This is a genomic window from Criblamydia sequanensis CRIB-18 (genome assembly GCF_000750955.1).
Lineage (GTDB): Bacteria > Chlamydiota > Chlamydiia > Chlamydiales > Criblamydiaceae > Criblamydia > Criblamydia sequanensis.
On record NZ_CCEJ010000010.1, the window covers coordinates 81,012 to 106,013 of the forward strand.

Below are 25,002 nucleotides of genomic sequence, written 5' to 3' on the forward strand. Positions count from 1 at the left end.
CTGCATTTTTTTTAAAGTAATTAGATATTTATTTACTACATTTGATAAACTTATTATTAGAAAAAATAATCTAGGGCATCAAAAAATTTTATGGCTCATTTAGAATACTATGAAACCATCCCTCCGGAATATGAAGGGATCCTTCTTAAGGGAATTAGTGATTATGCTTTAGAGAAAAAAGGCTTCCTTCCAATTCAGCCCTTTGGCTTTTTTCTTAAAAATAATGAACAAAAAGTTATTGGGGGTATATCAGGCGCCATTTTTTATGATTCTCTTTATATAGATTCACTTTGGGTTGATAAAACTTTTCGCCATCAAGGGCTTGGAAGAAAGCTCTTGCATGAAGCTGAAGCTATGGGAAAAAAAAGAAACGTTAAGTTTGCAGTCGTCCAGACTATGGATTGGGAGGGGCTTCCCTTCTACCAAAAGGTTGGCTATGCCATTGAATTCACAAGAGAGGGTTATAGCCAAAATTCAAAAATGTTTCTTTTAAGAAAAGATTTTTAATCAAATAAGGAAGCAATTTCTCCTATCGTGTTCCTTTGAAGTTCAAAATTAAAAATTTCAAGGTCTTCTTGCATATGTTTATCAGAGGTGGTTCCTGTTAAGGGTACAATGCCTATGGCAATGAGAAACCGAAAGAAAATCTGAGCAGGAGTTTTCTGATATTCAAATGCCGCCTTTTGAACCGTTTCAGAATTAAGAATTTCCGGATTTGCTGTCAGTGTCCAAAAGGATTGATAGGTTATTTCCTTTTTTTCACACCAGGCCCGTATCTCTTTATCATAACCGGTCTCTCGATAAAAACGGTTTTGCAAAATCGTCGGCTTGACTTGAGAGGCTTCATATAACTCTTTCAATATATCCAAGTCATAGCAGTTGCTTATACCTAGGCGTTGGACTCCCCCTTGATTGTGAATTTCTTCCATAGCTTTCCAAACCGCTAGGGTCTCCTCCCTTTTATTCAAAGGTGAATGAAGAATCCAACCATTGAGATAAGAAACTCCGAGATTTTTCCTTGAAACTTCAAAAGATTGGTGGACTTGGCTCTTTAAAGGGGCTTTAAAGTCATAAGGGATATTATTGGGGTCTTGGCCATTTAAAGGCGTAAACTTTGTCTGGATATATAAACTTTTTCGAGAAAATCCACTCTCCTCAAGTTTTTTAAGGGCATCGCCTACCCCTTTTTCGTTGTAATGCTTTGGCTGACAAGCCGTATCAATCCCTCGAAAGCCATATTGAATGGCTTTTGTGACAAGATCCGCCGTTTTCTCTTTTTTCCATGCGGTCCCGTAAATCAAATGCGGCATGGCCACTTTCGTATCCCTATTTTCCATAAATTTCCTCTTAAAAATTTTTATAGGGAGAATAACCAAAAAATTTTAAAAAGTCTTTGAATCCTTTTTCATTCTGATAAAAACTCCTCTAATTTTATCCAAGGAGGCCTAGAGCTTCTCCACTTGAAATAATCGATAAAGAAAATGCTCTTTTAGAATTAAAGGGAATAATTGTGGGAAAGCCAACAGCTAATTGAAACACACTAATTGACCTTTGAAAAAATAAACCCGCAATTTACGGGTTTTCAGAGTTAAACAATTCGGGCAGGTATATTAATACTAAAACACGGATCGCCCGGCAACGCTTGCCAATCACATGCTAAATAAGTAATCAAAATAGAGTCTTGTTCTTTTTTTGGAGTATAAGTGAATAATTTGATCGATTGGTGATAATCAAGTATAGTGATATTTTTGCCATTCACTTCAAGTGTTTCACTTCCACAAGAAAGATTACAAAGAATTTTTTGTTTATTTTTATTGGGGTTTTGTATGAAGAAATCCAGTTCATGATTACTTGTTAAAGTAACGTTAAAAGAATATTTTCCTATGTATTCCCAGGGGACTTGCTTATTTTCTGTGCGGTCAAAAATTATTAATCCCATGTTTATCGCAGGGATCTCTTCTTCCTCATCGTCTGTTGTCGATTCATCTATTGTTAATTCACAACTATTCTCATCTGTAGCATCATTTTCAAGACGCCTCATTTTAGAAGAAGGCTCTAATTCTTTCTCTTTACCCTTTTCTCTTATTTCTTCACTTCCTCTTTTTTTAGGGATCTTGTTTAAATCAACTATTTCAACCAGGAAATTTTTTAACTTACAATCATCGGATGTCACTATAAAAACAAATTTCCGTTTATGGCCCGGCTCAATTTTTTTCACTATATTTTGAGGAAAGTTTTTTGAGCTCGGCAAGCTAACCTTCGCATTAACAGGTTCCTTGCTTATATTAAAATAAGTTAGCACAACTTCAGAGTGTTTCGGGATGGCAGCCTTTTCTTTTATTAAAATTTTATTATTTTTATAAAAAGCGTTAGCTAAATATATAGGACCAACTTGCATAGATTCCTCTTATTAATAGTATTTAAAATTAATAAAGTTAAACTCTACCTCTAAAAAATTAGGGTAGAGTTTAAGATTAAGAAATTATTTAACGTTAACACTCAATCTTGTATGAAACGTCATGTTAGTGTTATTAAACGATGTGAAACCAAGGTCTATAATAAGAATTCCATCTTCTTTATTTGGAGTAAAAGTAAATAACCTGCAGGCTTTCTTTTCATCGATAGTTTTCATCTTATTGAACTGAGGATCGACTCTGCTGTCATCTAAGCGTTTTATATATCCCAACACTGTCATAGGTCTATCTGATGGATTAAATACCTCAAAACCCACTTCGCGACCTGCCACTAAATCATTTCCTACTGAAACTGGACGCTCTGTTTGAGTATCAACAAAACGTACCAATGCATTAAAACGAGGTATCGATTCATTATTAATCTCATTAGATCTGATCGTTTCCTCATTCGTCCTAACCTGCTCACCCTGGACCTTGTCTTGATTAATTGCTTGACTTGCAAACCGCTGAAAAACTTGAGGAAGCATTGGATCTCTGAAAACTTGTGGAAGCATTGGATCTTTGAAAACCTGTGGAAGCATTTGAGCTAAGAAAGGTCTTTGAATGGTCTTTGGAACTTCTTTTTCCTTCTCATATTCCTCATTAACCATCGCTTGAGTTTCTGTATTTGCCAGGTCATTGAAACGTCGTCTTCCAAAACTTACCCTTTCGCTTTCTTTTTCTTTCTCTTCAATACTAAGAACAGGATTGTTTGAATCAGAAACTCTTCTTTTAACTTCTCTTTCTTGTTGTTGCTTCGAGGAATCAGTCTCTTCCCGATCTCTTTTTCTATTCTTTAAATTTTCACTCACGTTGTCAACCGCTCTCATTACAAAGTCATTTAATGTGCAATCTTCTAATGGGCTAAAAGAAAAAGAACGGATGTTCGTAGAAGCAATTTTTTTGGTACAGGGATTGTTAACACCTTTTTTTTGTTTTATACGAGTGCTTACCTCGGCAGAAACAGTGGCATCGCTTGTATTTTTAATGAAAAGTTCAATGCTTGTGTTCCTTGGAATAGGAGCTCCATCCGGAAGGGGAATGTTTCTTGTTTTATCGTGGGCGTGAATAAGATATAAAGTCGGAAGACCTTGCATATGTTCCTCTATAATTTCTATGAATTAAATAAAAAATTAAATTTTCAATATTTTTTCATTGAATTATAAAGTAAACGCAACAAAATTAGTATCTTTTATTACCTTAACTAATATTTCTTTATTAAAGGAAGCAATCCCTTAAACACAATTATTTTAATTATTTAAGAATAGCAAGCCCTTGAATAGGTTATCGGATCATAGCTTTTGTTAAATAAATTTAGACTTCTTTCGAAATTTGCTTTGTGATTTAGCGCTCGCTATTTTTTAACATAGGAGATCTCCTGCTGAAAATAATTCTTTTTTGCTTCCTCAGAGGGTGCCATTTTATTTGATAAAAGAGAATACAGAATAACTCCATCCGGGGATTGTGGAGTAAAACTACAAATTTGTGCTTTTGCTTTACCCTCAAGTATACCCATTTCCACACCTTCAGCGGGGATTTTAGTCTTTTTATCACCACATGTAATGGTAAAAACAAATTTTATTCTTTCTTCGTTTGGATTACTCATAAACACAGCCACTTTACGGTTAGGCTCTAAAAAAGTTTTAAAACCGATCGGCAAATCGGTTACTGGATCATGAAGCTCCAATTCCGCAAGTTTTTGATCTGTTATTACAGTTTTAGCTTGAGTTGCTTGAACTGAAGAAGCTTCTTTTTCTCCTTCCTGCCACTCATCATTTTTTTGAGTTTCAAGATCTATTGGGTCAAGATGCTGCCTTTTACTTGCACTTTGCCCTTCTTTCTCTTTATCACTATGAGATGCGGATTCCCTGAATCTTTTTTTGGAAACCGCTTCGCCACGCTCCATCAAATTCTCACCCGCCAGATCAACGACTTTTATAACAAAGTCTTTTAACTTACAGTCCTGATCAGCCATAATGTTAAATTTTACCTTTTGTTTTGAATCTACAACCCTCATCATTCCTTGAGCTAATGCAGAATTCAAAAAAACATGCGCGTAAACTTTTTGATCCCCTTTATTTTCAACCACAAGAGAGACTTCCTCTCCTTGTAGTATGTTTGTGTCCATTTCTAAAGGAGAGCCCATAGCTTGAGCACTTAAAAGATGTAAAGGGGTGAACATTAGTTCCTCTTAATAAAAAAGGTTATAAAGATTAAAGGTAAGTTCATAATTTTTGCTTAAGGCATTAGACTTCTTTCGAAACTCAATTCAATTGTTAAAACAGCCCATTCTTCCAATCAAAGCGAATTTAGGAAGAAGTCTATTGAAACAAAACTTAAGAATTATAAGTTTAAATAATTCACAAAAAAAAGTCGAAAGGTTAGTCCTTTTTCACATTTAGTTCTATTTGTTTACGAAAGACTTGATCTAGTTTGACCGGAATATTCGATACAAAATATTCAATTATAACCCTACCGTCTGTCGAAGACGCCGGGGAAAAACTACCTATCGGGGCTACTTCACCGGCTTTAACAATTTTTATAGCGATTTCATTAAGCACTTGTTCCCTTCCTTTAATGAAAGGTATTGCTTTGCCATCGCCACGACTGACTCTGCAGCTACATTTTAATTCTTTTTCTCCGATATTTTTTATAACAATCATTACTTCATGGTTCGGGTCTAAAGTATCCCTCTCGGAAATACTATTTTTTGCGGCAATGTCGACCAGTTTAAAAAATATTCTCGGTAATTCTGCACCTTCTGTTTCCAGAAATGAAGGAGTTGTTGGAGAAGAGGGTGTCGCCTCTATTTGGTTTTCATAATCAGAATCTCTGCTTGTTGTTAGGTCAATACAGGCTTTTTTAGCTTGAGGTTCGGAAACCTTTTCTTTGCCTTTTTCAGAAACCTCTTCTCTTTTTCTTTTTAGGAGTCCTTCGGTTAAATCCAAATCCACTATTTTCATTTTGAAATCTTCAAGCTTTGTGTTTTGAATAGTCACGAAATGAAAATTCTTTTTTTTATGCGAATTGATTTTTCTTACCGTTTTTTGTTTAAGAGGTGAGTTGGGAAGCGATACCTTAGCGAAAACCGCTTGACTTGCACTATTAAAGACGGAGAGGACCACTTCTCTTTTTTCAGGAATCTCAGTTTTATTCTTTATTATGGTTTTAGCTTCTTTATCATAAGCTGCAAAAAGAAATAGAGGATTCATTATTTCTCGATTATTAAATTGTTAATAATATAATTAAAATTTTTAATTCTGTAATTATAAAAAAACAATAAACTAATTACAACAATAAAAAAGCATCGTCATTAATTAATATTTTAAACTAGTCTTTTTGGGGTACTTTGAAGATTTTTTTAAAAGAAGCCGATTTAAATCGGCTTCTTTTATGACTTAATCATTAATTTTGAAAGGCGGGTTGGTTCGAAGTTGTAATTGAGAGAAGAGCGGCTGCTGATCAAAACAGTGTTTGTTAAATTTAGGGGTTCCTCGAGGGTTGCCTAAAATTTCACCCGATTGACCAAGCGCTAGGATGCTCTGCATTTTTATTTCAAGCGGCGTAAATTCCGCCATTAGGATGCAGCCTGAAACATTGCACATAGGCATTTCTTGAACTGCGCCTAAAACAAGGTTTTCAAATTGGTAAACTCCCCTTTTGCCTTCTCCCCAAGGTCTTGCACTGAACCCTCCAAGAACGCTCAAAGCAAAATCAAGCTCTTGAGTTATAATCTCGTCTATAGAAGGCTGGTCATTTAACCAATCATTAAAGAAAAGAGTATTATCAAAAGCAAGGTTGAAAATTCTTGAAAGAGTATTGGCTTGGCTTGTCAACTCATTTGTCGAACCGTAGGCATTCTCTAAGGGAATAGGGTCGCTTGGAGTGGCTGACGCAACCTCTCGAGTTGTTCCCTCTAAATAAGGATTTAACACACGATTTGCAACCGCATTTAACCAAACGCTAGATAAGATTCTTTGGTCGCTAATATCTAAGCCATTTAGAATATTATCTAAGTCTCCATCAAACCAATTTCCTTCAAAATCTTGTAAGAGAGCCACGGCTTGCAAACGCTCCGGGGTTGGAAGATTGTGGACGGCTTGAAAAAATCTTTCCTTAAAAAGAAAGGTAAATAAATCCGCATCTTTATCAGGATCGTCTACATGAAAAGCCGTGTTGCTGTTAGCAAGGTATTGTCTTAGGCCAATATTCTTAAGGTCATCAAAAGATAATTTTGTGAAGGATCGGATGTATTGATCAAGCCAGAACATGCGGTTTACTCCTACCGGGTCAATAGTATCGCTTGATCCTTCCGCCCCTTGCTTGAATAAGGAGTTCCATCCCACATAATAACCTTGGGAGGTGTTTGTGTCTAACAAAGGTTCTTTAGCTATATTATCATAGGAATAAACAGAGTTCGACGGAATAGGATTATTGGCAACCCCTTGCGGCAATCTTCGATCATACATCGAATTAAGCTTCGTCCATCCACCGGTATGAAAAGCTGAAATGTTATTTGAAGAATCAACATAATCCCCTTCAAGCAAAAGGATATCTGCTTGCCAAGCAGGATTCAAAAGAGTATTAACAAACTCATTATGATTTTTTGCAAAAGCCGATTCAAGAAGGGCATTAATAGCTCTTAATTGCTTATCAATATAAACAGATCTTAAAGTGACGATCGTTTCAGTATTAGCTGTGATGGGGTAGGTTATTACCCACCCGCCTGATACGCTTCTATATATTGGCAGTTCAAGGGGTTCTTCATCTAAGATTTGAATTGTATCTGTTCGGACTAAAGTCGCGTTTTCAACAGGCTCAAATAAAAAGTCATTAGAGGGTAGGTGCCCAACTTGTACCCCAACTCCGTAGTTATTAAATACACCATTAGGTGTCATTGGAAAGGTCGGTATCGTAAAGTAATTTCCTCGCAGTCCGATATTATTTTTTTCAATCCTGACTTGATAAAAATCGCTTGGCTGATTGTAGTTTGGCTGGGGAGCGATGCGGATCATGGGGTTGCCGGAAAGCGATTTTTGCGCGCTGATCGCCTGTCCATTGCTTCCAAGACCGGGTATTTTTTTAGTATAGCTTTTTTGAATGGCATGCATCTTTTTAGATAAATCTTTTGCCATTTGGGTAACTTGTTTTGAACTTTCTTTTGAAATCTCTCTTGTTTCTAAGGCCAAAGGCTCTTCTTCCTCAAGAAGATTTACATCCCCGGGAACGATCGTAAATTGTGATTTTACCTGTTTGGTTGTCGGGTTGATGTCATCAAAAATTTTTTTAGCTTTGTTAAATCCAAAATTTTCTACAAGCACTTCGAAGTCTGAAAGATTATCTATTTGGTAAGTCGGGATGGAAGAGGGTGAAAATTGTTGTAAAATGAATTGGTTGGTTCGAAGGATGTCATAGAATGTAAAGCGAGGGATGGGATTGGATCTTCCAAAACCGATAGCTCGTAGCTCAAAAGGCATTTTCGATACATTCTCATTCACCTTATCGACATATTCATTAAGACCCTTTACAAAATTTTTATAGAATTTTTTTGTTTTGGTTGTGAAATAAGCATCAATTTGATTTTTGACTTCTTCGTTTGTGTAATTAAGCTGATGCTGCAAAATATCTGAGTCAATAAGGTCTTCGCCAAAGTATTGAGCGGCTCTGCCGTTAGCAAGTTGCACAGTAAAGAAAATTTGCCATAAGCGGTCTTGGGCTTGAACATAACCGATGGCGTGGGCAATTTCTTTAAGGTTCCCTCCCTTAATTGCGGGCATGCCGAATGCGTCTCGTTTAATAGTCACGCCATCGCTTGCGGAAGCGGCTATTTCAGCATTCGCAAAAGATGTGGTAAGTAGGGTCAAAGTTAGGATAAAAGAACAAAATCTTTTTTTTCTCATGTCGTCTCCTGATGGGTCATCTAATCCTAAAACCTTTTCCAAAACGACCTATTCATGTCAAGGAATAAATAGAATTGAGTTAAATAAAACACGCTTGCTAACTTACTTTACGACAAAAGCGAGAAAGCCGAGGTCTTTAGGCGTGAGCTTTCTCGCTTTTATCGTAAGCAGCCTTCGGCCGGGGGCTCGATTTTGCGGCCACTTTTTCGGAAAAAATGATGGTTTTGGCAAATGAATCCGATTTAACCTTATCTTTCGGAAGAAGACGTCTTTTTCTTATTTGATAATCACTTTTTAATCGAATATTATCAACTAGAGGAGGGTCGTTTTCCTGAAGCTAACGGAAATATGAAGTATTGGCATCGATACCCTATCGTCGCTAAAAAAATAGACTAAGGCTTGTATCTAGAGAAATTTCCTGATAGGATTTTGTTTATAAATTTTTTTATAGTGGCAAGCTAGATTGACTTCATTTAAGGATTTGTATGTCGAGCGTGACTCCCCCTTCCGGTTTAAGCACCCTCTTTATTGCTTGCGATAACATTTGCGACTACATTCCTGTTATCAGCACGATAACCAATCTTTTTTTTGGCATTCTTGAAAAGATGGTTCTCGTATATGTCCAATCGACTTCCCTAAAAGAAAATCATTATTTTTCTTATATAAAGGACAAGAGTATTTTTCGTTGCATTACTTTATTAGTTCCCTTCCTTGGCAACATCCTAGTCGGTATTCTTGACTTGATTAACAAAAAACCGAAAGAAGAGAATGATTTTGATTTTCTAGCTCGTATTCAAGGAATAGACTTAAGTGCTATGCCGAAGTCTATTTATGAAAATAATTTAGTTAAAGCGCAAGAAATGATTAACGCTTTAACTGAATCGCTTGATTCTCAAATAGAAAATTTGAAAGGAGCATTGAATGATTTTAAATCAGCCTCTGTCCAACCTCAAATAATAAATGAAGAGTGGAATGAAATAAAAACTTCTTTTTCAGACATAAAAAAACAAAAGGTTGCTCTTGAAAATAGTAAGCTTAGTCAGCATCCCAAGATTTTTCCAAAATTACAAAAACTGTTAGATTTACAAAAATCATTCATCGCTTGGAGACATTCCAATTATAAAAAATATATTGACACCCTAACCAATGAAGAAACTCTTAAAGAAGCACAAAGATATTACATTTCCACTTTTAACCCTCTGTTTAAACCATTAGAGATTGAATCACCTAAAGAACTAATGGCTGCAGTTTTGAATAGAATTGAGGATCTTGCTAAAAGCGATGAAGAACACCTCATAATAGAATTGGAAGAACTTCATTTAAAATTTAATTCATCTTTAGTGTAATAGCTTTTCTAAAGTAACATTATGCAAAGGCTCTTTTCCGGCAAAAGCATTATCAAGCGCCAATCCGAAATAATCCCTTTCAGGAATCATAACGACCCTATGGGTTGTCATCACATTGTTTACAGGCAGAAGCTCCAAAACCCTTTCAATCTCTTGAACATTTTCCTCAAAAAATTGATCAATGACTTCTTGACGCTCTTTGCTATGATGCAGATCGCAACTTGGATTGGGTCCATAACGGCAGTTTAAAGTAGCTAAAGGCTTTTCCCTATATTCACGTATTACATTAGAGCCATCTTCTGCTTGTGCAAAGTGAATGGAAAGAGCCTTTTTTGCTTTATCTGCAACTGTTAAATGATAAGGCCCAAAAGGTGAAAATTCTTCGAGAAAAGCCCTTACATCGTCCGTATCTTTACAAGTGTCCAAGCACATGCGATTATAGATGCAAGCAGGTATTCCCTTAGCTTCTTTTGTATTTCCCTCGCAAACATTCATCCCGATTGCAAGCCCCATTTCATTCATTCCGGTTAGGGTTCCAACAAACCCCGGTGTACAAACTTCAACGGTATTAAGGTAGTCTTCATTAGTATAGCGACGATTGATAATAAGGCTATAAGAGCCGGCAATTCCCAAAGACGGCCAATCCATGTTCCTTGCAAAGACAAGCTCTCCTTCTTGATTTTTAGAAACTATGGCAGCGCAAGCCATCTTAAAGTTTTTTGGCTGGAAGTGAATGGAATCAGGCATGAAATGAAACAAAAATATATCATCAAAGGTCATGTGCTTTGGTTTTTTATCGCAATTTTCTTGAGCCCATCGCTCATAGCCTTCAAGAAGACCTTCCATTTCATCCATATATCTTTTAGGGATATTCTCCTTCATGGTATTAAGAAAGGATGTAAGATTCGAAGCTCTTGGCTGACGGGCTATCGTATGAAGCACTAAGCCAAATCGTTTTGCAAGATTGCTGATAGCTTCTCCGCATAGATACCCTTGAGCTGCCCCGCAAACCCTTGGATTATCCGCATCTAGGGCAAGAATTGGAATTTCCCCTTCATAGTATAGTTTTCCGCCTTCACAGCAGTTAGGCTTAAAGGCATGATTTTTCATGTCGTGGTGGGGCGGAACAATCGCATCAAGCGCCAAAAGAGCGGCTCCTGAAGCCAGAGTTACTAATGTCCCGGCTATTCTTAAACTAATTTTACAGCTTAATTTTTTTGTTACACGCGTGTCCATGCAAGAAGAAGCTAATAACCCAACCCCTAGAATTGAAAAAGCAACTTTAAGCACCTTAACAGCTTTAGGGTTCTTGTGAATCCATAGCTCGATTTGCTGTTCAACATTTAAAAAAATTGGCCAAGATGAAGAAGGATCGGCGGCTTTTGCTTGCATATAGAACACCTCTCTAAATATTATTTTACTTCAGGAAGAAATGGCAATTAATAAAAACTATAAATAAGTTTGGTTCTAAAACCAACTGCTTTTATAGAGAGAATGGCTTTTTATGAACACAAAAACAAACGATAGGGCCTATTTAGGGCGTTATTTAATTGAAAAGAGCCCAGACTCTTTTTTAACTGAAGGGGATTTCTGGGTTGTTTCCTTCTTTAACCTAGAGGCAAGAACTACCGCGGCCGGCTTGGAAATCATAGAAAAAAAACTTATTTAAGGAAAAGCATGAAAAAGCTCATCGATCTAAAAAATGTAGGAAAAGCCACATTAAAAGATTTACACCTTTTAAGGATTAATACAGTTGAAGAATTAAGTAAGCAAGACCCGACCGATCTATTTCATAAACTTGAGAAGCTTACAAAAAGCCGGCAAGACCCTTGTGTTTGGGATGTCTTTGCAGCCATTATTCATGAAGCGAAAGGGGGCGAGCCGGCGGGGGGGGGGTGGTGGAAATGGACAAGAAAGCGTAAAGAGATGCAAAAAAAGGGTCAGTTCCATCATTTTTTATAGCTTTCAAAGATTAGGGCCTATTAAAATCAATACTAAAAAGGTTTTCAATGATTTATGAGCTATTTTTAAAGCGATTTCTGATTATATTATTCTTAAGCGCTCCCACCCTTCTTTCCACCGAAGAAAACTTTATTCTTGTAAACGGGATTACAAAAGAATGCATCCTATCTCTTGGCGAAAATGTAGATGAGCCTATAACTCCCTGTTCTACATTTAAAATTGCGCTTAGCCTCATGGGATTTGATGCCGAAATTTTACTAGATTCAGAGAATCCTGTTTGGGAGTATGAAGAAGGCTATGATGACTACTTGGAATGTTGGAAATCCTCACAGACACCCTTAACTTGGATAAAAAGATCCTGCGTCTGGTATTCTAAACTCTTAGCCAATTTTCTTGGATTAGATAAAATCAACCACTACCTGGCTCTTTTTGAATATGGAAATCAAGATATGTCCGGAGGCTTAAAAAAAGCCTGGCTTAGCTCTTCATTAAAAATTTCAACTCGAGAACAGGCTTATTTTATACAAAAATTAGTAAGCGAAGCATTTCCGATTTCAGTAAAAGCGCAGCAGATTACCCAATCCTTATTATTTATTGAAGACTTGCCGGACGGCTCTAAACTTTTTGGAAAAACAGGGCTTGGAACTCTTTATAAAGAACCTCCTGAAAATAATCTAGAAGTAGGCTGGTTTGTCGGTTGGGTTGAAAAGGAAGATCGTTTTTTTCCTTTTGCCTATCACATACGTGAGAAAAGTGTAAATACAGCCAACCGGATCGGAAGAGCTAAAGAACTCCTTTCCCTCTCTAATGTTTTATAAAAAATGGAATCAAAAAAATGCGTATTACCGTTGAAATAAGCTTATACCCGCTTACCGAAGACTATCTTCCACCTATCACAGGTTTTATTGACCGTTTAAAAAGCTATAAAGAGCTTGAAGTGATCACGAATGCGACAAGCACGCTTATTGTGGGCGAACACGACTTTGTCTTTGACATTTTAAAAAAAGAAAGCGCAGTCACGTTTGAATCGGGAAAAAATATCTTTGTAATGAAAGTTTTAGGGTTTCCGCGAGATATCCATCACCTATATAAAATGTAGATCTTATTTTTTTAATTTTAAGATCATCCGGGCCACGCGTTCCCCTGACTCAGCAGCAGATTCCATGGTGCCCGGAACTTCCATTAAAATAGAAGTGTGTTCTCCTGCAAAATAGAGTCGGTTGTCAATTGGGGAAAATAAAGTTTTAACAAGCTCGCCTTTTTCTTCTTCTATTGAAGTCAGAAGATCTTCTTGGCCGGGAGATATGTAGGAATAAGTGCCTTTAACGTAGGGGTCGTTAGGCCAGCTATAGCCGACAGATTGACCATAGCTTTGAAAATCTTCATCTAAGGCATAAGAAGCTTTGAAAGGAGGAATATCCCCTTTAAAATGCTTACCAATGATCGGCCTTGCGTGATCATAAGTCATTTGAAGATTATGTTTCGAAAATTGGCTTTGGTCGCCGCTATAAAATAAAGTGATGCAGCTTCTGACACGATCAAAAAATGCAATTAGCCCGTCTTGAATAAAACCTGTTTGATCCGGTGCTTTATCAGAATAAGGGACTAAAATTTTTGCATTTCGACCATACGCAATACTTCTAATGTTTTTAAGTTTCTCAACCGGCAAGACGTTATCGCCAAAATCAATATCTTCATAAGTCGATGCAGGGATGGCAAGAACTAATAAATCAGCTTCAACCACCCTACCATTACCAAAGGTTAGTTCATACGAATTTTCTCTAGATTTTGAAACCTTTTTTAAAGGCATGTTGAGGTAAAGGTTTTCACCGAGTGCGTCGGCTAACTTATTTGTTAATAAGCCATTGCCTCCTTTAATGCTTAAAAGGTCGACTCGGGTTTCTTCTTCAATACTACCTTGATGAACCGAACAAACCCCTCCTAAAATAATATGGTAGAGTGTTTCTGAATAGATTGTGGATAATTTTTCAGGGCTATCCCCTTCATAGGCTGCAAGCCTTGCTTCAACGATTCGATAGATCGGATCGCAAGTCTCAAATAAACCATCCAAAACTTCTTTCATATTATTTTGAGTCGATTTCAAAAGCTCGATCTTATCTCTTAAGGCTTCGGGATCGATATTTTTTTCTTTAAGGAGTTTTTTAAAAGGAATGATTTGATCATTTTCTAGATAGGAATGGTCTATTAAAACAGAACTTTCTATTAAATCTAATTTAAACTCCCGGATTAATCGATGAAGGTGAACCGCATCTCCGCCATCGGTTATATTCATGGCGCCAAGTTCTGCAATGGCTCCCTCTAGTTGAACTGTAAAGATTCTTCCTCCCACCCGGTTTCTAGCCTCATAAATTTCAACCTCCATTCCGCCATTCTTTAGTCTGTGAGCTGCTGTCAAACCGGCAAGCCCGGCGCCGACTACGACAACCTTAGGGCTTTTCTTTTCCTCTAAACAGAAGGACTTATTCATTATTAAAACCAAGAGTGATAAACACCAAATTACCTTCATCTAAAAGCCAATTTTTTTCTTTGTTCAAGGAATCTTTTCTGGAAAAACTTTACTCTCTTTGATAAATTTTCGCTAAAAAAATTATCCAATAAAGGTGAACTTATGTTTTGCAGCCGGTTTGATCCTTCTCAATATTCCCTCGTTAAAATTCTTATACATAAAATTGAAACTCAAGGAGTTGAATCTACTGCCAAATCCCTATCTATTTCTGAAGAAGAATTGAAACGATTTGACGAGAAGCTTTTGATTACGGATTTGCCGAGAACTCCTCAAAAATCAAATGCTCTTTCTTCTATTGAAGATCATATTTCATTTAAAGCTGGCTCACCGCACCTCCAAGAATTTGATGGTGTGGAAGACCTAGATCTTTTGGTTTTTAAAATAAAAGCTCTTGCCACCAAAATGGAAGCGAATGGCAAAACCATTTTAAATATCGCTTTGGAGCGTCAAGACCTACCTATGATAAAACTGCTTATCTGTATATATCCAGCTTTGCTTCATATAAAATATGAAACCCAAAGCATATTACATGACGCTGTTGTTAATGGCTGCTCCAATGAGATTGTGGATTGGTTAACTTATAAAGCTTGCCTTCTCAATGGAGATGCAGAGGCTATAGATCTTAATGTAACGGACGTTCTTGGAAATACTCCCTTGCACTATGCCCTTGAATCAGGAAATCGTGAATTAGCCTTGCATCTTATTAGCAAAGGCGCAAATAAATATTTCAAAAATAAATTAAATCAGACACCCTCAGAATCTCTGACTCAATTCATTTATAGAAATAGCTATCATGGCGCCCCTTTAGCTCTTCTTATGAATCTAATACAATTAGCCCAAGAATTTTCTTCTGCCCGCGATCAAGTTTCTTAAATAATTTTGTGATTGATCAGAAATCATTCTTAGCTCTAAACGGAAAGAAACCTATACTAGAGCTTAAAAAATGAACAAATTAAAAAATAAAGTCGCTGTTATTACAGGCGGCACTTCAGGTATGGCGCTAGCTAGCGCGAAGCTTTTTGTTGAAGAAGGCGCTTTTGTCTTTATAACAGGCAGACGTAAGGATCAACTTGACGCTGCTAAAAAAGCCATCGGAAAAAATGTCATAGGCGTTCAAAGCGACTCAAGTAAAATTGAAGATCTCGATAACTTATATAAGATTGTTGCTGAAGAAAAAGGAAAAATTGATATCCTTTTTGCAAGTGCCGGAAGAGGCGAACTTTTATCGATTGATAAAATTACAGAAGATCATTTTGATACGATCTTCGACCTTAATGTTCGAGGCACTCTTTTCACTGTGAATAAAGCTTTACCTCTTTTCAATGATGGCGGCTCTATCATCTTAAATGGCTCAATAGCCGGAAGAAAAGGCTTTCAAGGCTTTAGTGTTTACTCGGCAAGTAAAGCAGCTCTTAGGTCATTTGCAAGATCCTGGACACTTGACCTTAAAGATCGAAGGATTCGAGTCAATGTCCTAAGTCCTGGCACCATTGATACCCCTATCCTTGAACCGCTTGGACAGGACGAAAAAGATTATTTTGTCTCATTAATTCCAATGGCTAGAATGGGAAGACCGGAAGAGATTGCAAACGCCGCTCTTTTTTTGGCATCCGATGATTCAAGCTTTATTACCGGAATTGATCTTTGTGTCGACGGAGGAACAGCTCAAGTTTAAAGTTTTTCAATAGTCTAGCAAGGCACTTTTGATTCCTTCTCTAGAAGCCTCAAAGAAAGCCTGGCCCGTTAGAAGAGCAATTTTTATGACAGTTAAAGTCTCACTTGCATCCTGTTTAAATAAATTTTTCTGTGTTTTGTAAGCTTCAAGAGCGCCTTTTATGACAAGGCCTGCCACTTCACCAGTCGATGAATCTATCCCGGCATCTTTTAAATCGCTTGCATGAGAATAGGACTCCACCTTAATTCGCAAAGCCTCTCTCATCCCGACGACTCCCACCATTCTCATGATTTCAGGTTTGAAGTCACGCCTCGGTCCGAGACCTATAAGCATTAATTTTTCGGCAGCTATTGTATTCTTTGGCGGAGTGATGAGGAGCGTTTCAAGCCATTTTCCTTCAAATTGATTTGATTTTCGTAAATCTGTGATTAAACCATTTAGAGCCAGATCGACATGAACCAAACCATTTTTCTCTTTTGGTAAAGCCGGTGGTGAATTGAAAATATCGCCTTCCTCATACTCAAATAAACATATGATTTGAAGAGGGGTTTTTTGGAGAGACGGGCTTTGTACCACAGCTTCAATCTCAACTCCATCAAATTGACCTAACGTTTCTTTAGTATTAAGAGCCGGCTCTTTCTCCCCGGAATAATAAGCAATCCCTGTGACGACAAAGATTAAAGCAATTACAAACACCTTGAACAAAATCGCCATTGAAATATACCTATTAACAATTTTATTATTATCTTCAACTAACATAACTTACTTTTTAAATCAAACTAGTTTATTGATTGACACCTCTTAAAAAGTCTTTTATTTTGAAATAAGAAGAGAGAGGTACATTTAATGGATTCAATTCTATTTAATGGAAAAATAACGACACTCGATAAGAAAAAGCCCGAAGTATCCGCTATTGGAATACAAAACGGGAATGTGGCGGCTCTTGGGGCCGATCATGAAGTCAAAAAGCTTAGAAATAAAACGACAAAGCTCATTGATTTAAAAGGAAGGCGTGTCATTCCTGGTCTTAATGACTCTCACATTCACTTAATTCGAGGGGGGCTTAATTATAATATGGAGTTACGCTGGGATGGCGTTCCTTCCCTTAGCTATGCCTTAAAAATGTTAAAGGGGCAAGTGTTAAAAACACCTCCTCCTCAATGGGTTAGAGTAATCGGCGGCTTTTCTGAATTTCAATTTGCCGAAAAGAGAATGCCAACTCTTGATGAGCTCAATGCAATAGCTCCCGATACCCCTGTTTTTATTTTGCATCTTTACGATAGAGCACTTCTTAATGCCGCAGCTTTAAGAGCTGTCGGCTATACCAAAGAGACTCCTGATCCTAAAGGCGGCCGAATTGAAAGGGATAAAAACGGAAATCCAACTGGGGCCCTCATTGCGGAGCCAAATGCGCTAATTCTCTACTCTACTCTTGCTAAGGGACCCAAACTTGGGTTCCAGGATCAGTTAAATTCGACTTGCCACTTTATGCGCGAGCTTAATCGTTTAGGGCTTACAAGCTGCATCGATGCTGGTGGCGGCTTTCAAAACTATCCTGAGGACTACCTAGTCATTGAAGAGCTTCATAAAAATAATAAGCTTACTCTTAGAATAGCCTACAATTTATTCACTCAAAACCCGGGTAAGGAACTAGCGGATTTTGAACGCTTTTCAAAACTTATAAAACCTTATAGCGGTGACGGCTTTTACCGATGTAATGGCGCGGGAGAGATGCTTGTATTTTCTGCGGCTGATTTTGAGGATTTTTTATTCGAGCGGCCCGATATGGCATCAAACATGCAAGAAGACCTTAAAAAAGTTGTTTCTTTCCTTATTCAAAATAAGTGGCCCTTCCGTTTGCATTCTACCTACAATGAGACGATCGAAAGAGCCTTAACAGTTTTTGAAGAAGTGAATAAAGAAATTCCCTTTCAAGGCTTAAACTGGTTTTTTGATCATGCCGAAACCATTACTATCCCAAATTTAGAGCGGATCAAAGCTTTAAACGGCGGGATAGCTATCCAACATAGAATGGCATTTCAAGGTGAATATTTTATTCATCGCTATGGCAAAGACGCCGCCAAAAAAAGTCCCCCTATAAAAAAAATGTTAGAACTTGGCATTCCTGTGGGGGCGGGTACCGATGCGACACGCGTGGCAAGTTATAACCCTTGGGTTTCACTCTATTGGTTGGTTTCAGGAAAAACAGTCGGTGGGACTTCTCTCTATGATGAAGATAATAAGCTCGATAGGTTAGAAGCTCTACGCTTATATACCCTTGGCAGCGCACAATTTTCTCGCGAAGAAAATAATAAAGGTTCTCTTTCTATGGGGAAATATGCTGACCTTGCCGTCCTGTCCCATGATTATTTTCACATAGACGAAGAGGATATAAAAAACATTACATCGCTCCTTACTGTATTAAATGGAAATGTCGTTTATGGAGAAGGCGATTATTCCTACCTTGATGAAATTTCAAGGAATTTGCCCGTTAGTCCTGATTGGTCCCCTGTTTCAAAGTATGGAGGGTATTTCAATCCGACTAAACATAACGGTTGCTCTTGCCAAAAGCTTAAAAAAGCTTCTTTAGATTCTTTGTTAGGAATACCCGATAGTAAATCTCATTCTTTAAACCCTTGGTCTTTCGGCTGCGATTGCTTTGCCTACTAAAAAAATTTTACATTTTACAGAGCTCGTAAGAGAGCCCTGTTTTATGGGTTCTTAAGTTTTAGCTAAAGTTGCTTTTGCAGACTTTTTGTCTAACCAAGCAGTAGCGATTAATAAAAACCCGGTTATCACGAAAGTGACAATCCTTGTTAGAACCGGCATCGCCTCAATTTCTTTAAAGTAAAGACGGCAAATAACAAAAATAATGATGGCAAAAGCGCTTACCCGAAGCTCTTTTATTTTTTTTAAGCTTCCAATATAAATAAACCCTTCAGCCAAGCAAGTGTAGAGAATAAGAGCAAGCCCCCGGCCAATGCTTTCATTAGAAGTTATGTTGTAGCAAACATTCCAAATGAGAACCATCGTTAAGAGTAATGTGAATATTGCAAAAGCTCTTAAAACCCCAGCTTGGTATTCTAAAAAATCTTCCCTAACCTTAAGCTTAGACACAATCCAAGCAGCGCTTGGAAAGGATAAACACCCTGTTAAAAGTAGGGCAAAGTCTATACTATAAATAGGAGCGGATAGAATATTTGCCAGATCTTCTAATAGGAAATATAGAGGAATAAGGAGAAATAGTGAAAGTTGTAACGGACCATCTTCCGATTTTAGAAGAATGTAAGAAACTCCCATAGAAATTAATCCTAAGGCAAAACAAGCGATGGCTTTGATTTCTAAAGATAAATTAAGAGAGTTAATTACCAAAAGGGCAAAGAAAAGGGCTGTAAAAGAGAATATAAATGAAATTGCCCTTTTAAATTTAAGATCTGCCGTACTTTTATCCCAATTGGAAACAAGTAAATAGCTGCCGACTAAAGAAAGAAAAGAAGCTCCTGAATAAAAAAAAGTATCCCAGTATTCCTTACAAAAAAACTGGACCGAAGAAAACAAAAAAAGATTTGTTGTCATTAGAATAAAAAAGGAAATTTTTTTATTAATTTCCCTTTTAATTACATTGCAAGCTGAAAGAGCTACAGGCAAAAAGAATACTAAATAAAATAAAGCGATAAATAAATAAACAAGCTTTTCATTATAAAGATAAATTGTTTGTAAGACAAAAGAATAGGCTATTGTTGACACCCATGCGAAAGTAAAAGTTCTAGCCCATCCTTTAATAAGAAGCATTCCTAAGGCTGCGCCATCCATAAGAAGCACATAATTCATTATAAAAGAAGCATCAGACTTTGAACCGAAAATTAATATTGGAAGAATCATCGATGAAAAAATAGAAGCGAATCCAAGCCCCTCTAAATTTTTTTGCAAGGCTAAAAATGCCGTAGCAGAAGAAGAAAATGCCATCAATGAAAAAATAAGAAGCGGGTTAAAAAGAGCATACCAATGATATCCTCCATATAGGGCCAGCATAAAGATCGCTTTGCCCAAAACAACTAAAATCTGCCCCTGTTTTAGATCTTTTCTTAAATGAAAAAAACCCCACATGTAGATGCCAATCCCTGATGCCATGCCTATTAAGACGCGAGTTTTTTCATCTATCCAATCATTAACGACGGCATATCCAATAAACCAGCTCGTGGCGGTAAGAACAAAGAAAATCCCAATAGCAGTTAACCAATTGTCCTTTAACCAAAGAAAGATTAGAGGCGTCTTAGGGCTTGTTGACGTCTCATCTTGATCATAAGGTACCGGTTCAGAGGCCGGCTCGTCTTGAATTTTTTTAGCTTGAGTAACAGATGGAGAAGTTGCAGGCTCTCCTTTCATCTTTCTAAAGAAATGCTTTTCTTCTAGAAGTGACACTCTTTCTTCCAGCTCAATGAACCGATCTTCTAAATTTTCCATATCATCACTTGTTTTTTAAAATTTCAAATGACTATAGGTTAATTTTAAGATTATGACTAGAAGTGTTTTACATAATTAAAACGGGAAAGATTGCTATTTGTTATTTTTCAATGGAAAAATGCTTACATCAACTCCTGGAGAATATTGGATTGAATCAGGGGGGCCTTGCGGTTTAAAAAAATGATTGCTCTCAAAAAGATTTGTATTGGCAGTAAAAAAATCAGTTTGAGCTAAAGGATAGCTTTCATGATGCACTTGTCCTCTTTTCAATTGGTTTTTTACTGTTGTATAAAGAATGTATCTCTCAACCAAAAAGAAATCTTGCGTCCCCGGCTTTGCAAGCCTGTTTTTTTCATTATTTTCTTTATAGCTGAAATTAAAAAAGGTTGAAGGGTTTGATTTTCTTTGTCCTGTGATATGAATTATTCCATTTTTAAATTCACTTTTTAGATCCGCTTGATGATAGGGTAAATGAAAGAAAGTTCGACCTCCAAAGGCAGCAAGCTTGCTATCGATATCCAAAGAATAAAACCAAACTCCTGGAACGCCCCTTTCATCATAGACATAGGTTCTTAAATTAATCTCTATGAAGTGAGATAACCCGGGGACTTTAGGCAAAAAAGGCGCTCTTAAGTTCTCAATGAAAAAGACCACAACACTTAAAAAAGCTTTCCCTTCATGAACATCCACAAATAAGCCTTTCGGCAATGTTTTTTGAATCTCTTTAGGGTCATAAGCCCAATTTAAAAATAAGAGATGACGCCAATCTTGGTACATGCATGGAAATGGTCCAAGCTTTTTTGCTTTTAACCGATCTTCAATAGAGATATCCTTTTCAGATTGCATTTTAAAACCGCTTTTAAGTAAAAAATAACGATTGCTTCTTAAATCTTATTAATTTGAAAAAACATTTAGCTATGGACTGTATAGAATCAAAGCTTCCAACTACTTTCACACACTATAAAGAAAGCATAACTTTTGCAAGCGAAGAAAGAGCGCAAACTATCCAAATGATAGCAGAGCGTATTTCTTCAATTTATGCAGAATTCCTGACTTTGAATAAGCATAATCCACGGGATAACACGTTAGTATTTAAGGGTTTTCCGGAAAAGTTTCCTTCCCATGAAAACGTAATGGAGTTTCGTGAAGCTCTAAAGCAAGCTATTATTTCAAAAATAAACAAGAACCATAGAGAAATTTTTTTAACAACTCTTAAATCACCGCAAGGACTTCTTAAAAAAGTCATTCTGAAATTGCCTTCCTTGAATGAAACCCCGATAGATAAATTTTTTCCGCAAAATGCCGGCACGACCCTTGAACATGACCCTTTTGAGAATACTTTCGCAATCAGAATAGACCCTTAACTGATCTGTTTTAACAAGTGGTTCATATCAAGATAAGCAGCATAATCAAAAATTTTGCCATCCCGGATGCGGTAAAGGGTAACACCCGCATAGGAAATAGGTTTATGGGTCGCTTGAATCCCTTTAAATTCACCGAGGTGAGTGCCTTTGGCACTCCAATGGATCATAACAAGATCCCCTTCCGCAATAATATCATTATTATTCACTTTTAAATCAGGAAACGCTTTTAACCAGGCCTGAATGACATCTTTCATGGGCTTTTGACCCAAAAAATCGCCAAGGAGGGTATGAATGACAATATTTGGCTCCAAAAACTCTTCCACTGCTGTTAAATCTTTTTTATCCCAAATACGGCAAGCATAAGATTTAGCGATAGCTTTAATGTCATTTGGATTGCAGTTCATGCTATGATTTCCTTCAAAAAAAATTAGAATAAGAATCGCCTTCCTTATTCTAATCAAGACCTTTAAATCCATCAACTTTTAAGAAACGCCCTAATCGATTAAATAATCGGGAACTAAATAAAAGGGTGTTTGCTTTTTTTGCTAAGAAACAACGAGTACAAAAGGCATGTATATTGGTCCTTTGATCCTGTAAACGTACTTAAATAAGAAAGAATTTCCGCACTGTTTCTTTAACTTAAATGGCTTCATTAAAAAGTATGGGAAAGAAAAGGTCTTTAGAAATGGGCTTATGGCTTGTTTAACAAGGTTAAGACAAGCTGAAAATCGATTGCAAATAGAGCGGCCTTTTAAAGCAAATTTAATTGACCAATCGGTATTTGCTCAAAAATAAAAATTATTTATTTTTCTCACAATAAGGTTTATAAAAAAAAACCGTAAACTTTTTTTATCAAGGTTTACGGTTTTTCCTATTGTTTTAGTTAAAAAAGTCTTGGAACTTTTTTTGGTTCATTATCCACGTCATTCGATGGAATTTCAATGAGATTGATATTTTGGATTATTTTCTCTTCGAGAGTTTTACCGGAATGACGAAGGTATCTCAATTCGGTGAAAACCACATTAATGGTATCGGCCTGGAAAAGAGCCTCTGCACACTTTGTCTTTATTAAATGAGTACGGAGGGGATTTTGATTATGCGCATTAAAAAGAGCGCGAGGAACACTTGTTATTAAGCGGATTGGAAGAGTTAGCAAGTCTAATAAAATTGCTCCTGCAACAGCTATCACCTTTTTAAAAGATCCATTCGCTTTTACCCCATGATTAAGCGTCGTAGGCAAGAATAAATCTTTATTGAAATTGGAAAGATTATTGGTTCTTACAGGTATTAAAGCTGCCGGCAGAAGAGAAACTTTGCTGGAGGATACGAATTTTGATTTTAAAATTTCAGCGTCTTCTTTTGTAACATCAAATTTTTGCGCCACGCCTTCGAAAGAATAATTGACTGTATATGTCATTTTAACTCCTAATAATTATTAATTTTATTAATTAAAAACAAACAATATAGCCAATAAAAAATATAATTAAAAGGATTTTAGCGTAAGAAAACTAAATTATAAAATAGGCAATAAAAAAACCTATAAAAGTAAACTTTTATAGGTTAGGTTTATTTAATCTATTTTCTTAAAGCGATTATGGGTATGTCCACTCTTCATAACGAGCAGCTTCAACGTAATTAGGAGTTTGAACTAAATTTAAATTTTGTTTGAGTACATATAATGTAGTTTGCTTAAATTCATCTTGATACTGATACTTAAATTCAATTTTAATTGTATCTTGATCTGTATAATCTTTGCTGAATCTTTCTTCGATTAAGATTTTGCGTAATGGGTTTTGAAATACCGCGTTACATAATGCTCTTGGAGCACTCGTTACCAAACGAATAGGAAGCGTTAGCAAATCCAATAAAATTGCACCCGCAACAGCCATTACTTTTTTGAAAGTGCCTTGTGTGTTAACAGCATGATTTAGAGTAGTTGGTAAGAAAAAATCCTTACTGAAATTAGAAAGATTATTAGTTCTAACAGGTGTTAATGTAGCCGGAAGTAAGGACACTCTGCTTGATGAAATCAGGTTTGTTCTTAGGGCACGTGCCTGGTCTAAACCTAGAGGTAGTTCACAGGGGCCTGCATCGTCTAACGTATTTACGGTAATTGAACTCATTTTTTAACTCCAACTGAATTTACTTTTTAAAGGCTTAAATATTATTAAGTTTTAATAAACTATAGATATTAAACTAAATCATCAATAAAACTCTAGTTTATTTTATAAAACCGATAAATCGGGTCTATTATTCGCGCGAATACCAACGATCCGGGTTTTTTCTTGAAGGTTCAGGAAGAGGTAATTTTCCAAAGGATTCTTGATATTGATTTCCTGTGTAGTAATAATAAAATCTTCTTTCAGAACCCATTTCCCAAATAAAACGTTCTCCTTTGTTGTTGCTGATAATCAATCCAAGGGTTGTAAAGAAACTTCGGATAAAGCAAATGATTTTAGTAATAAAATTTTTATTAGTCATTCGCTTGTCATGGTCCGCATAGATTTTATCCGTAAGCTTCACGACTTCCCTGCCCGCTAATCGCTCTTTCTTTGAAAACTCAAAACTTTTATTTATAAGAGAACGGCTGACCCGGCAAGCGGCATCAATATCCACTGTCCCAGTATAGCCTTCCGCATAGAGATATTGCGTTCCAAAAAATGAAACTTCTTCTTTTACCTTTTTAAGAAGGGTTGACCACTCTTCAAAAGAAGAAACATTTGCAAAAGCAGTTTTTATTTCAACAGTCATAGAAGTTCCTATATTTTAAGCCGCAATTTCTCAAAAGCCCTGGCTGTAATATTCATTTGAATACCACCGATCCGGATCTGTCTTTATGGGTTCGAGATCAGGTAATTTACCCCACAATTTTGTATATTGAGTTTTTGTGTAGTAAAGATGGAAATTTTTATTCGAGTCCATTTCCCACTTAAAACGTTCCCCTTTGTCATTTCTGATCATCATACCAAGAAGTGTAAAAATACTTCGGATAAAGCAAATGATTTTTGTAATAAAATTTTTACTCCTCATTCGCTTGTCATTATCCTTATAAAGTTCATCCGTAAGATGCACTACAGTTTTTCCAACTAATCTCTCCTTCATTGTAAATTCAAAATTTTTATTTATAAGAGAAGCGCTGATCCGGGAAGCCGCATGGATATCCATGGTTCCCTTATAGCCTACGACGTAGAGATATTGAGTTCCAAAAAAAGAAACCTCTTCTTTTACTTCTTTAAGAAGAGTAAACCATTCTTCAAAAGAAGAAACGTTTGCAAAAGCAGTTTTTAATTCAACAGTCATAGGTTCCTTAA

The 25,002-nt window shown here is 36.6% G+C and carries 26 protein-coding genes; 10 read left to right on the plus strand and 16 right to left on the minus strand.

Annotation, left to right across the window (positions count from 1 at the left end; translation table 11 throughout):
* Positions 1-90: 90 nt before the first annotated feature.
* Positions 91-507: a GNAT family N-acetyltransferase gene (locus tag CSEC_RS10585; RefSeq protein WP_053332009.1), complete on the plus strand. Its 417-nt coding sequence runs from the start codon at positions 91-93 to the stop codon at positions 505-507.
* Here CSEC_RS10585 and CSEC_RS10590 read toward each other — a convergent pair.
* The 6 genes from CSEC_RS10590 to CSEC_RS10615 all read right to left on the minus strand — a co-directional run bounded on the left by CSEC_RS10590 (position 504) and on the right by CSEC_RS10615 (position 8,353).
* The gene (locus CSEC_RS10590; protein ID WP_041018445.1) at positions 504-1,337 is read right to left on the minus strand and encodes an aldo/keto reductase family protein; all 834 of its coding nucleotides are present in this window, start codon (positions 1,335-1,337) and stop codon (positions 504-506) included. The genes CSEC_RS10585 and CSEC_RS10590 overlap by 4 nt on opposite strands.
* Before the next feature lie 251 nt (positions 1,338-1,588).
* Positions 1,589-2,398: a hypothetical protein gene (locus CSEC_RS10595; protein ID WP_041018446.1), complete on the minus strand. Its 810-nt coding sequence runs from the start codon at positions 2,396-2,398 to the stop codon at positions 1,589-1,591.
* An 84-nt stretch (positions 2,399-2,482) separates the two neighbouring features.
* Positions 2,483-3,550, minus strand: coding sequence for a hypothetical protein (locus CSEC_RS10600; protein ID WP_041018447.1), 1,068 nt, complete (start codon positions 3,548-3,550; stop codon positions 2,483-2,485).
* 257 nt (positions 3,551-3,807) lie between these two features.
* On the minus strand, positions 3,808-4,635 hold the full coding sequence (locus CSEC_RS10605) for a hypothetical protein (RefSeq protein ID WP_041018448.1): 828 nt from the start codon (positions 4,633-4,635) through the stop codon (positions 3,808-3,810).
* A gap of 199 nt (positions 4,636-4,834) precedes the next feature.
* Entirely contained in the window at positions 4,835-5,665 is an 831-nt protein-coding gene (locus CSEC_RS10610; protein WP_041018449.1) for a hypothetical protein, read from the minus strand.
* A 186-nt stretch (positions 5,666-5,851) separates the two neighbouring features.
* Complete coding sequence (locus tag CSEC_RS10615) at positions 5,852-8,353, minus strand: penicillin acylase family protein (protein ID WP_041018450.1); 2,502 nt, start codon at positions 8,351-8,353, stop codon at positions 5,852-5,854.
* Between the two features lie 485 nt (positions 8,354-8,838).
* Between CSEC_RS10615 and CSEC_RS10625 the strand changes: the two genes are divergently transcribed.
* The gene (locus CSEC_RS10625) at positions 8,839-9,699 is read left to right on the plus strand and encodes a hypothetical protein (protein ID WP_041018452.1); all 861 of its coding nucleotides are present in this window, start codon (positions 8,839-8,841) and stop codon (positions 9,697-9,699) included.
* Here the strand turns inward: CSEC_RS10625 and CSEC_RS10630 are convergent.
* Entirely contained in the window at positions 9,691-11,091 is a 1,401-nt protein-coding gene (locus CSEC_RS10630) for a C45 family autoproteolytic acyltransferase/hydrolase (RefSeq protein WP_041018453.1), read from the minus strand. The two genes, CSEC_RS10625 and CSEC_RS10630, sit on opposite strands and share 9 nt — an antisense overlap.
* Positions 11,092-11,203: 112 nt before the next feature.
* Here CSEC_RS10630 and CSEC_RS13180 point away from each other — a divergent pair, with 112 nt between their 5' ends.
* The 4 genes from CSEC_RS13180 to CSEC_RS10645 are packed head-to-tail and all read left to right on the plus strand — an operon-like array spanning position 11,204 to position 12,760.
* Positions 11,204-11,368: a hypothetical protein gene (locus CSEC_RS13180; protein WP_154017691.1), complete on the plus strand. Its 165-nt coding sequence runs from the start codon at positions 11,204-11,206 to the stop codon at positions 11,366-11,368.
* A gap of 8 nt (positions 11,369-11,376) precedes the next feature.
* Positions 11,377-11,661 (plus strand): helix-hairpin-helix domain-containing protein, encoded by a 285-nt coding sequence (locus CSEC_RS10635; protein ID WP_041018454.1) that lies wholly within the window; start codon positions 11,377-11,379, stop codon positions 11,659-11,661.
* A gap of 47 nt (positions 11,662-11,708) precedes the next feature.
* Positions 11,709-12,479, plus strand: coding sequence for a penicillin-binding transpeptidase domain-containing protein (locus CSEC_RS10640; RefSeq protein ID WP_079978049.1), 771 nt, complete (start codon positions 11,709-11,711; stop codon positions 12,477-12,479).
* Between the two features lie 17 nt (positions 12,480-12,496).
* The gene (locus CSEC_RS10645; RefSeq protein ID WP_041018455.1) at positions 12,497-12,760 is read left to right on the plus strand and encodes a YkoF family thiamine/hydroxymethylpyrimidine-binding protein; all 264 of its coding nucleotides are present in this window, start codon (positions 12,497-12,499) and stop codon (positions 12,758-12,760) included.
* A 3-nt stretch (positions 12,761-12,763) separates the two neighbouring features.
* Here CSEC_RS10645 and CSEC_RS10650 read toward each other — a convergent pair whose 3' ends face one another.
* Positions 12,764-14,149, minus strand: coding sequence for a flavin monoamine oxidase family protein (locus CSEC_RS10650; protein WP_041018456.1), 1,386 nt, complete (start codon positions 14,147-14,149; stop codon positions 12,764-12,766).
* Positions 14,150-14,290: 141 nt separating this feature from the next.
* Between CSEC_RS10650 and CSEC_RS10655 the strand changes: the two genes are divergently transcribed.
* Both CSEC_RS10655 and CSEC_RS10660 read left to right on the plus strand, forming a co-directional pair.
* Positions 14,291-15,061: an ankyrin repeat domain-containing protein gene (locus CSEC_RS10655; RefSeq protein WP_041018457.1), complete on the plus strand. Its 771-nt coding sequence runs from the start codon at positions 14,291-14,293 to the stop codon at positions 15,059-15,061.
* Between the two features lie 70 nt (positions 15,062-15,131).
* Positions 15,132-15,863: an SDR family NAD(P)-dependent oxidoreductase gene (locus tag CSEC_RS10660; protein ID WP_041018458.1), complete on the plus strand. Its 732-nt coding sequence runs from the start codon at positions 15,132-15,134 to the stop codon at positions 15,861-15,863.
* 6 nt (positions 15,864-15,869) lie between these two features.
* Here the strand turns inward: CSEC_RS10660 and CSEC_RS10665 are convergent, their stop codons facing one another.
* Positions 15,870-16,577 carry a M17 family peptidase N-terminal domain-containing protein gene (locus CSEC_RS10665; RefSeq protein ID WP_041018492.1) on the minus strand — a complete coding sequence of 236 codons (708 nt, stop codon included), beginning with the start codon at positions 16,575-16,577 and terminating at the stop codon, positions 15,870-15,872.
* Positions 16,578-16,709: 132 nt separating this feature from the next.
* On the opposite strand from CSEC_RS10665, the gene CSEC_RS10670 reads away from it, so the two are divergent.
* Positions 16,710-18,533: an amidohydrolase gene (locus tag CSEC_RS10670; protein WP_041018459.1), complete on the plus strand. Its 1,824-nt coding sequence runs from the start codon at positions 16,710-16,712 to the stop codon at positions 18,531-18,533.
* A 51-nt stretch (positions 18,534-18,584) separates the two neighbouring features.
* Here the strand turns inward: CSEC_RS10670 and CSEC_RS10675 are convergent, their stop codons facing one another.
* Together CSEC_RS10675 and CSEC_RS10680 are read right to left on the minus strand one after the other, a co-directional pair.
* On the minus strand, positions 18,585-20,249 hold the full coding sequence (locus tag CSEC_RS10675; protein WP_419761216.1) for a DUF2339 domain-containing protein: 1,665 nt from the start codon (positions 20,247-20,249) through the stop codon (positions 18,585-18,587).
* 171 nt (positions 20,250-20,420) lie between these two features.
* A complete protein-coding gene (locus CSEC_RS10680; RefSeq protein WP_041018461.1) occupies positions 20,421-21,173 on the minus strand; it encodes a YqjF family protein in 753 nt (250 codons plus the stop codon).
* 71 nt (positions 21,174-21,244) lie between these two features.
* On the opposite strand from CSEC_RS10680, the gene CSEC_RS10685 reads away from it, so the two are divergent.
* On the plus strand, positions 21,245-21,691 hold the full coding sequence (locus CSEC_RS10685; protein WP_041018462.1) for a hypothetical protein: 447 nt from the start codon (positions 21,245-21,247) through the stop codon (positions 21,689-21,691).
* Here the strand turns inward: CSEC_RS10685 and CSEC_RS10690 are convergent.
* The 5 genes from CSEC_RS10690 to CSEC_RS10710 form a co-directional block, all read right to left on the minus strand.
* Positions 21,688-22,095, minus strand: coding sequence for an ester cyclase (locus CSEC_RS10690; RefSeq protein ID WP_041018493.1), 408 nt, complete (start codon positions 22,093-22,095; stop codon positions 21,688-21,690). The two genes, CSEC_RS10685 and CSEC_RS10690, sit on opposite strands and share 4 nt — an antisense overlap.
* A 479-nt stretch (positions 22,096-22,574) precedes the next feature.
* The gene (locus CSEC_RS10695; protein WP_041018463.1) at positions 22,575-23,108 is read right to left on the minus strand and encodes a hypothetical protein; all 534 of its coding nucleotides are present in this window, start codon (positions 23,106-23,108) and stop codon (positions 22,575-22,577) included.
* A 175-nt stretch (positions 23,109-23,283) separates the two neighbouring features.
* Positions 23,284-23,814, minus strand: a complete 531-nt coding sequence (locus tag CSEC_RS10700; protein ID WP_041018464.1) for a hypothetical protein — start codon at positions 23,812-23,814, stop codon at positions 23,284-23,286.
* A 127-nt stretch (positions 23,815-23,941) separates the two neighbouring features.
* Complete coding sequence (locus CSEC_RS10705; protein WP_041018465.1) at positions 23,942-24,442, minus strand: hypothetical protein; 501 nt, start codon at positions 24,440-24,442, stop codon at positions 23,942-23,944.
* 30 nt (positions 24,443-24,472) lie between these two features.
* A complete protein-coding gene (locus tag CSEC_RS10710) occupies positions 24,473-24,991 on the minus strand; it encodes a hypothetical protein (RefSeq protein WP_041018466.1) in 519 nt (172 codons plus the stop codon).
* Positions 24,992-25,002 lie beyond the last annotated feature (11 nt).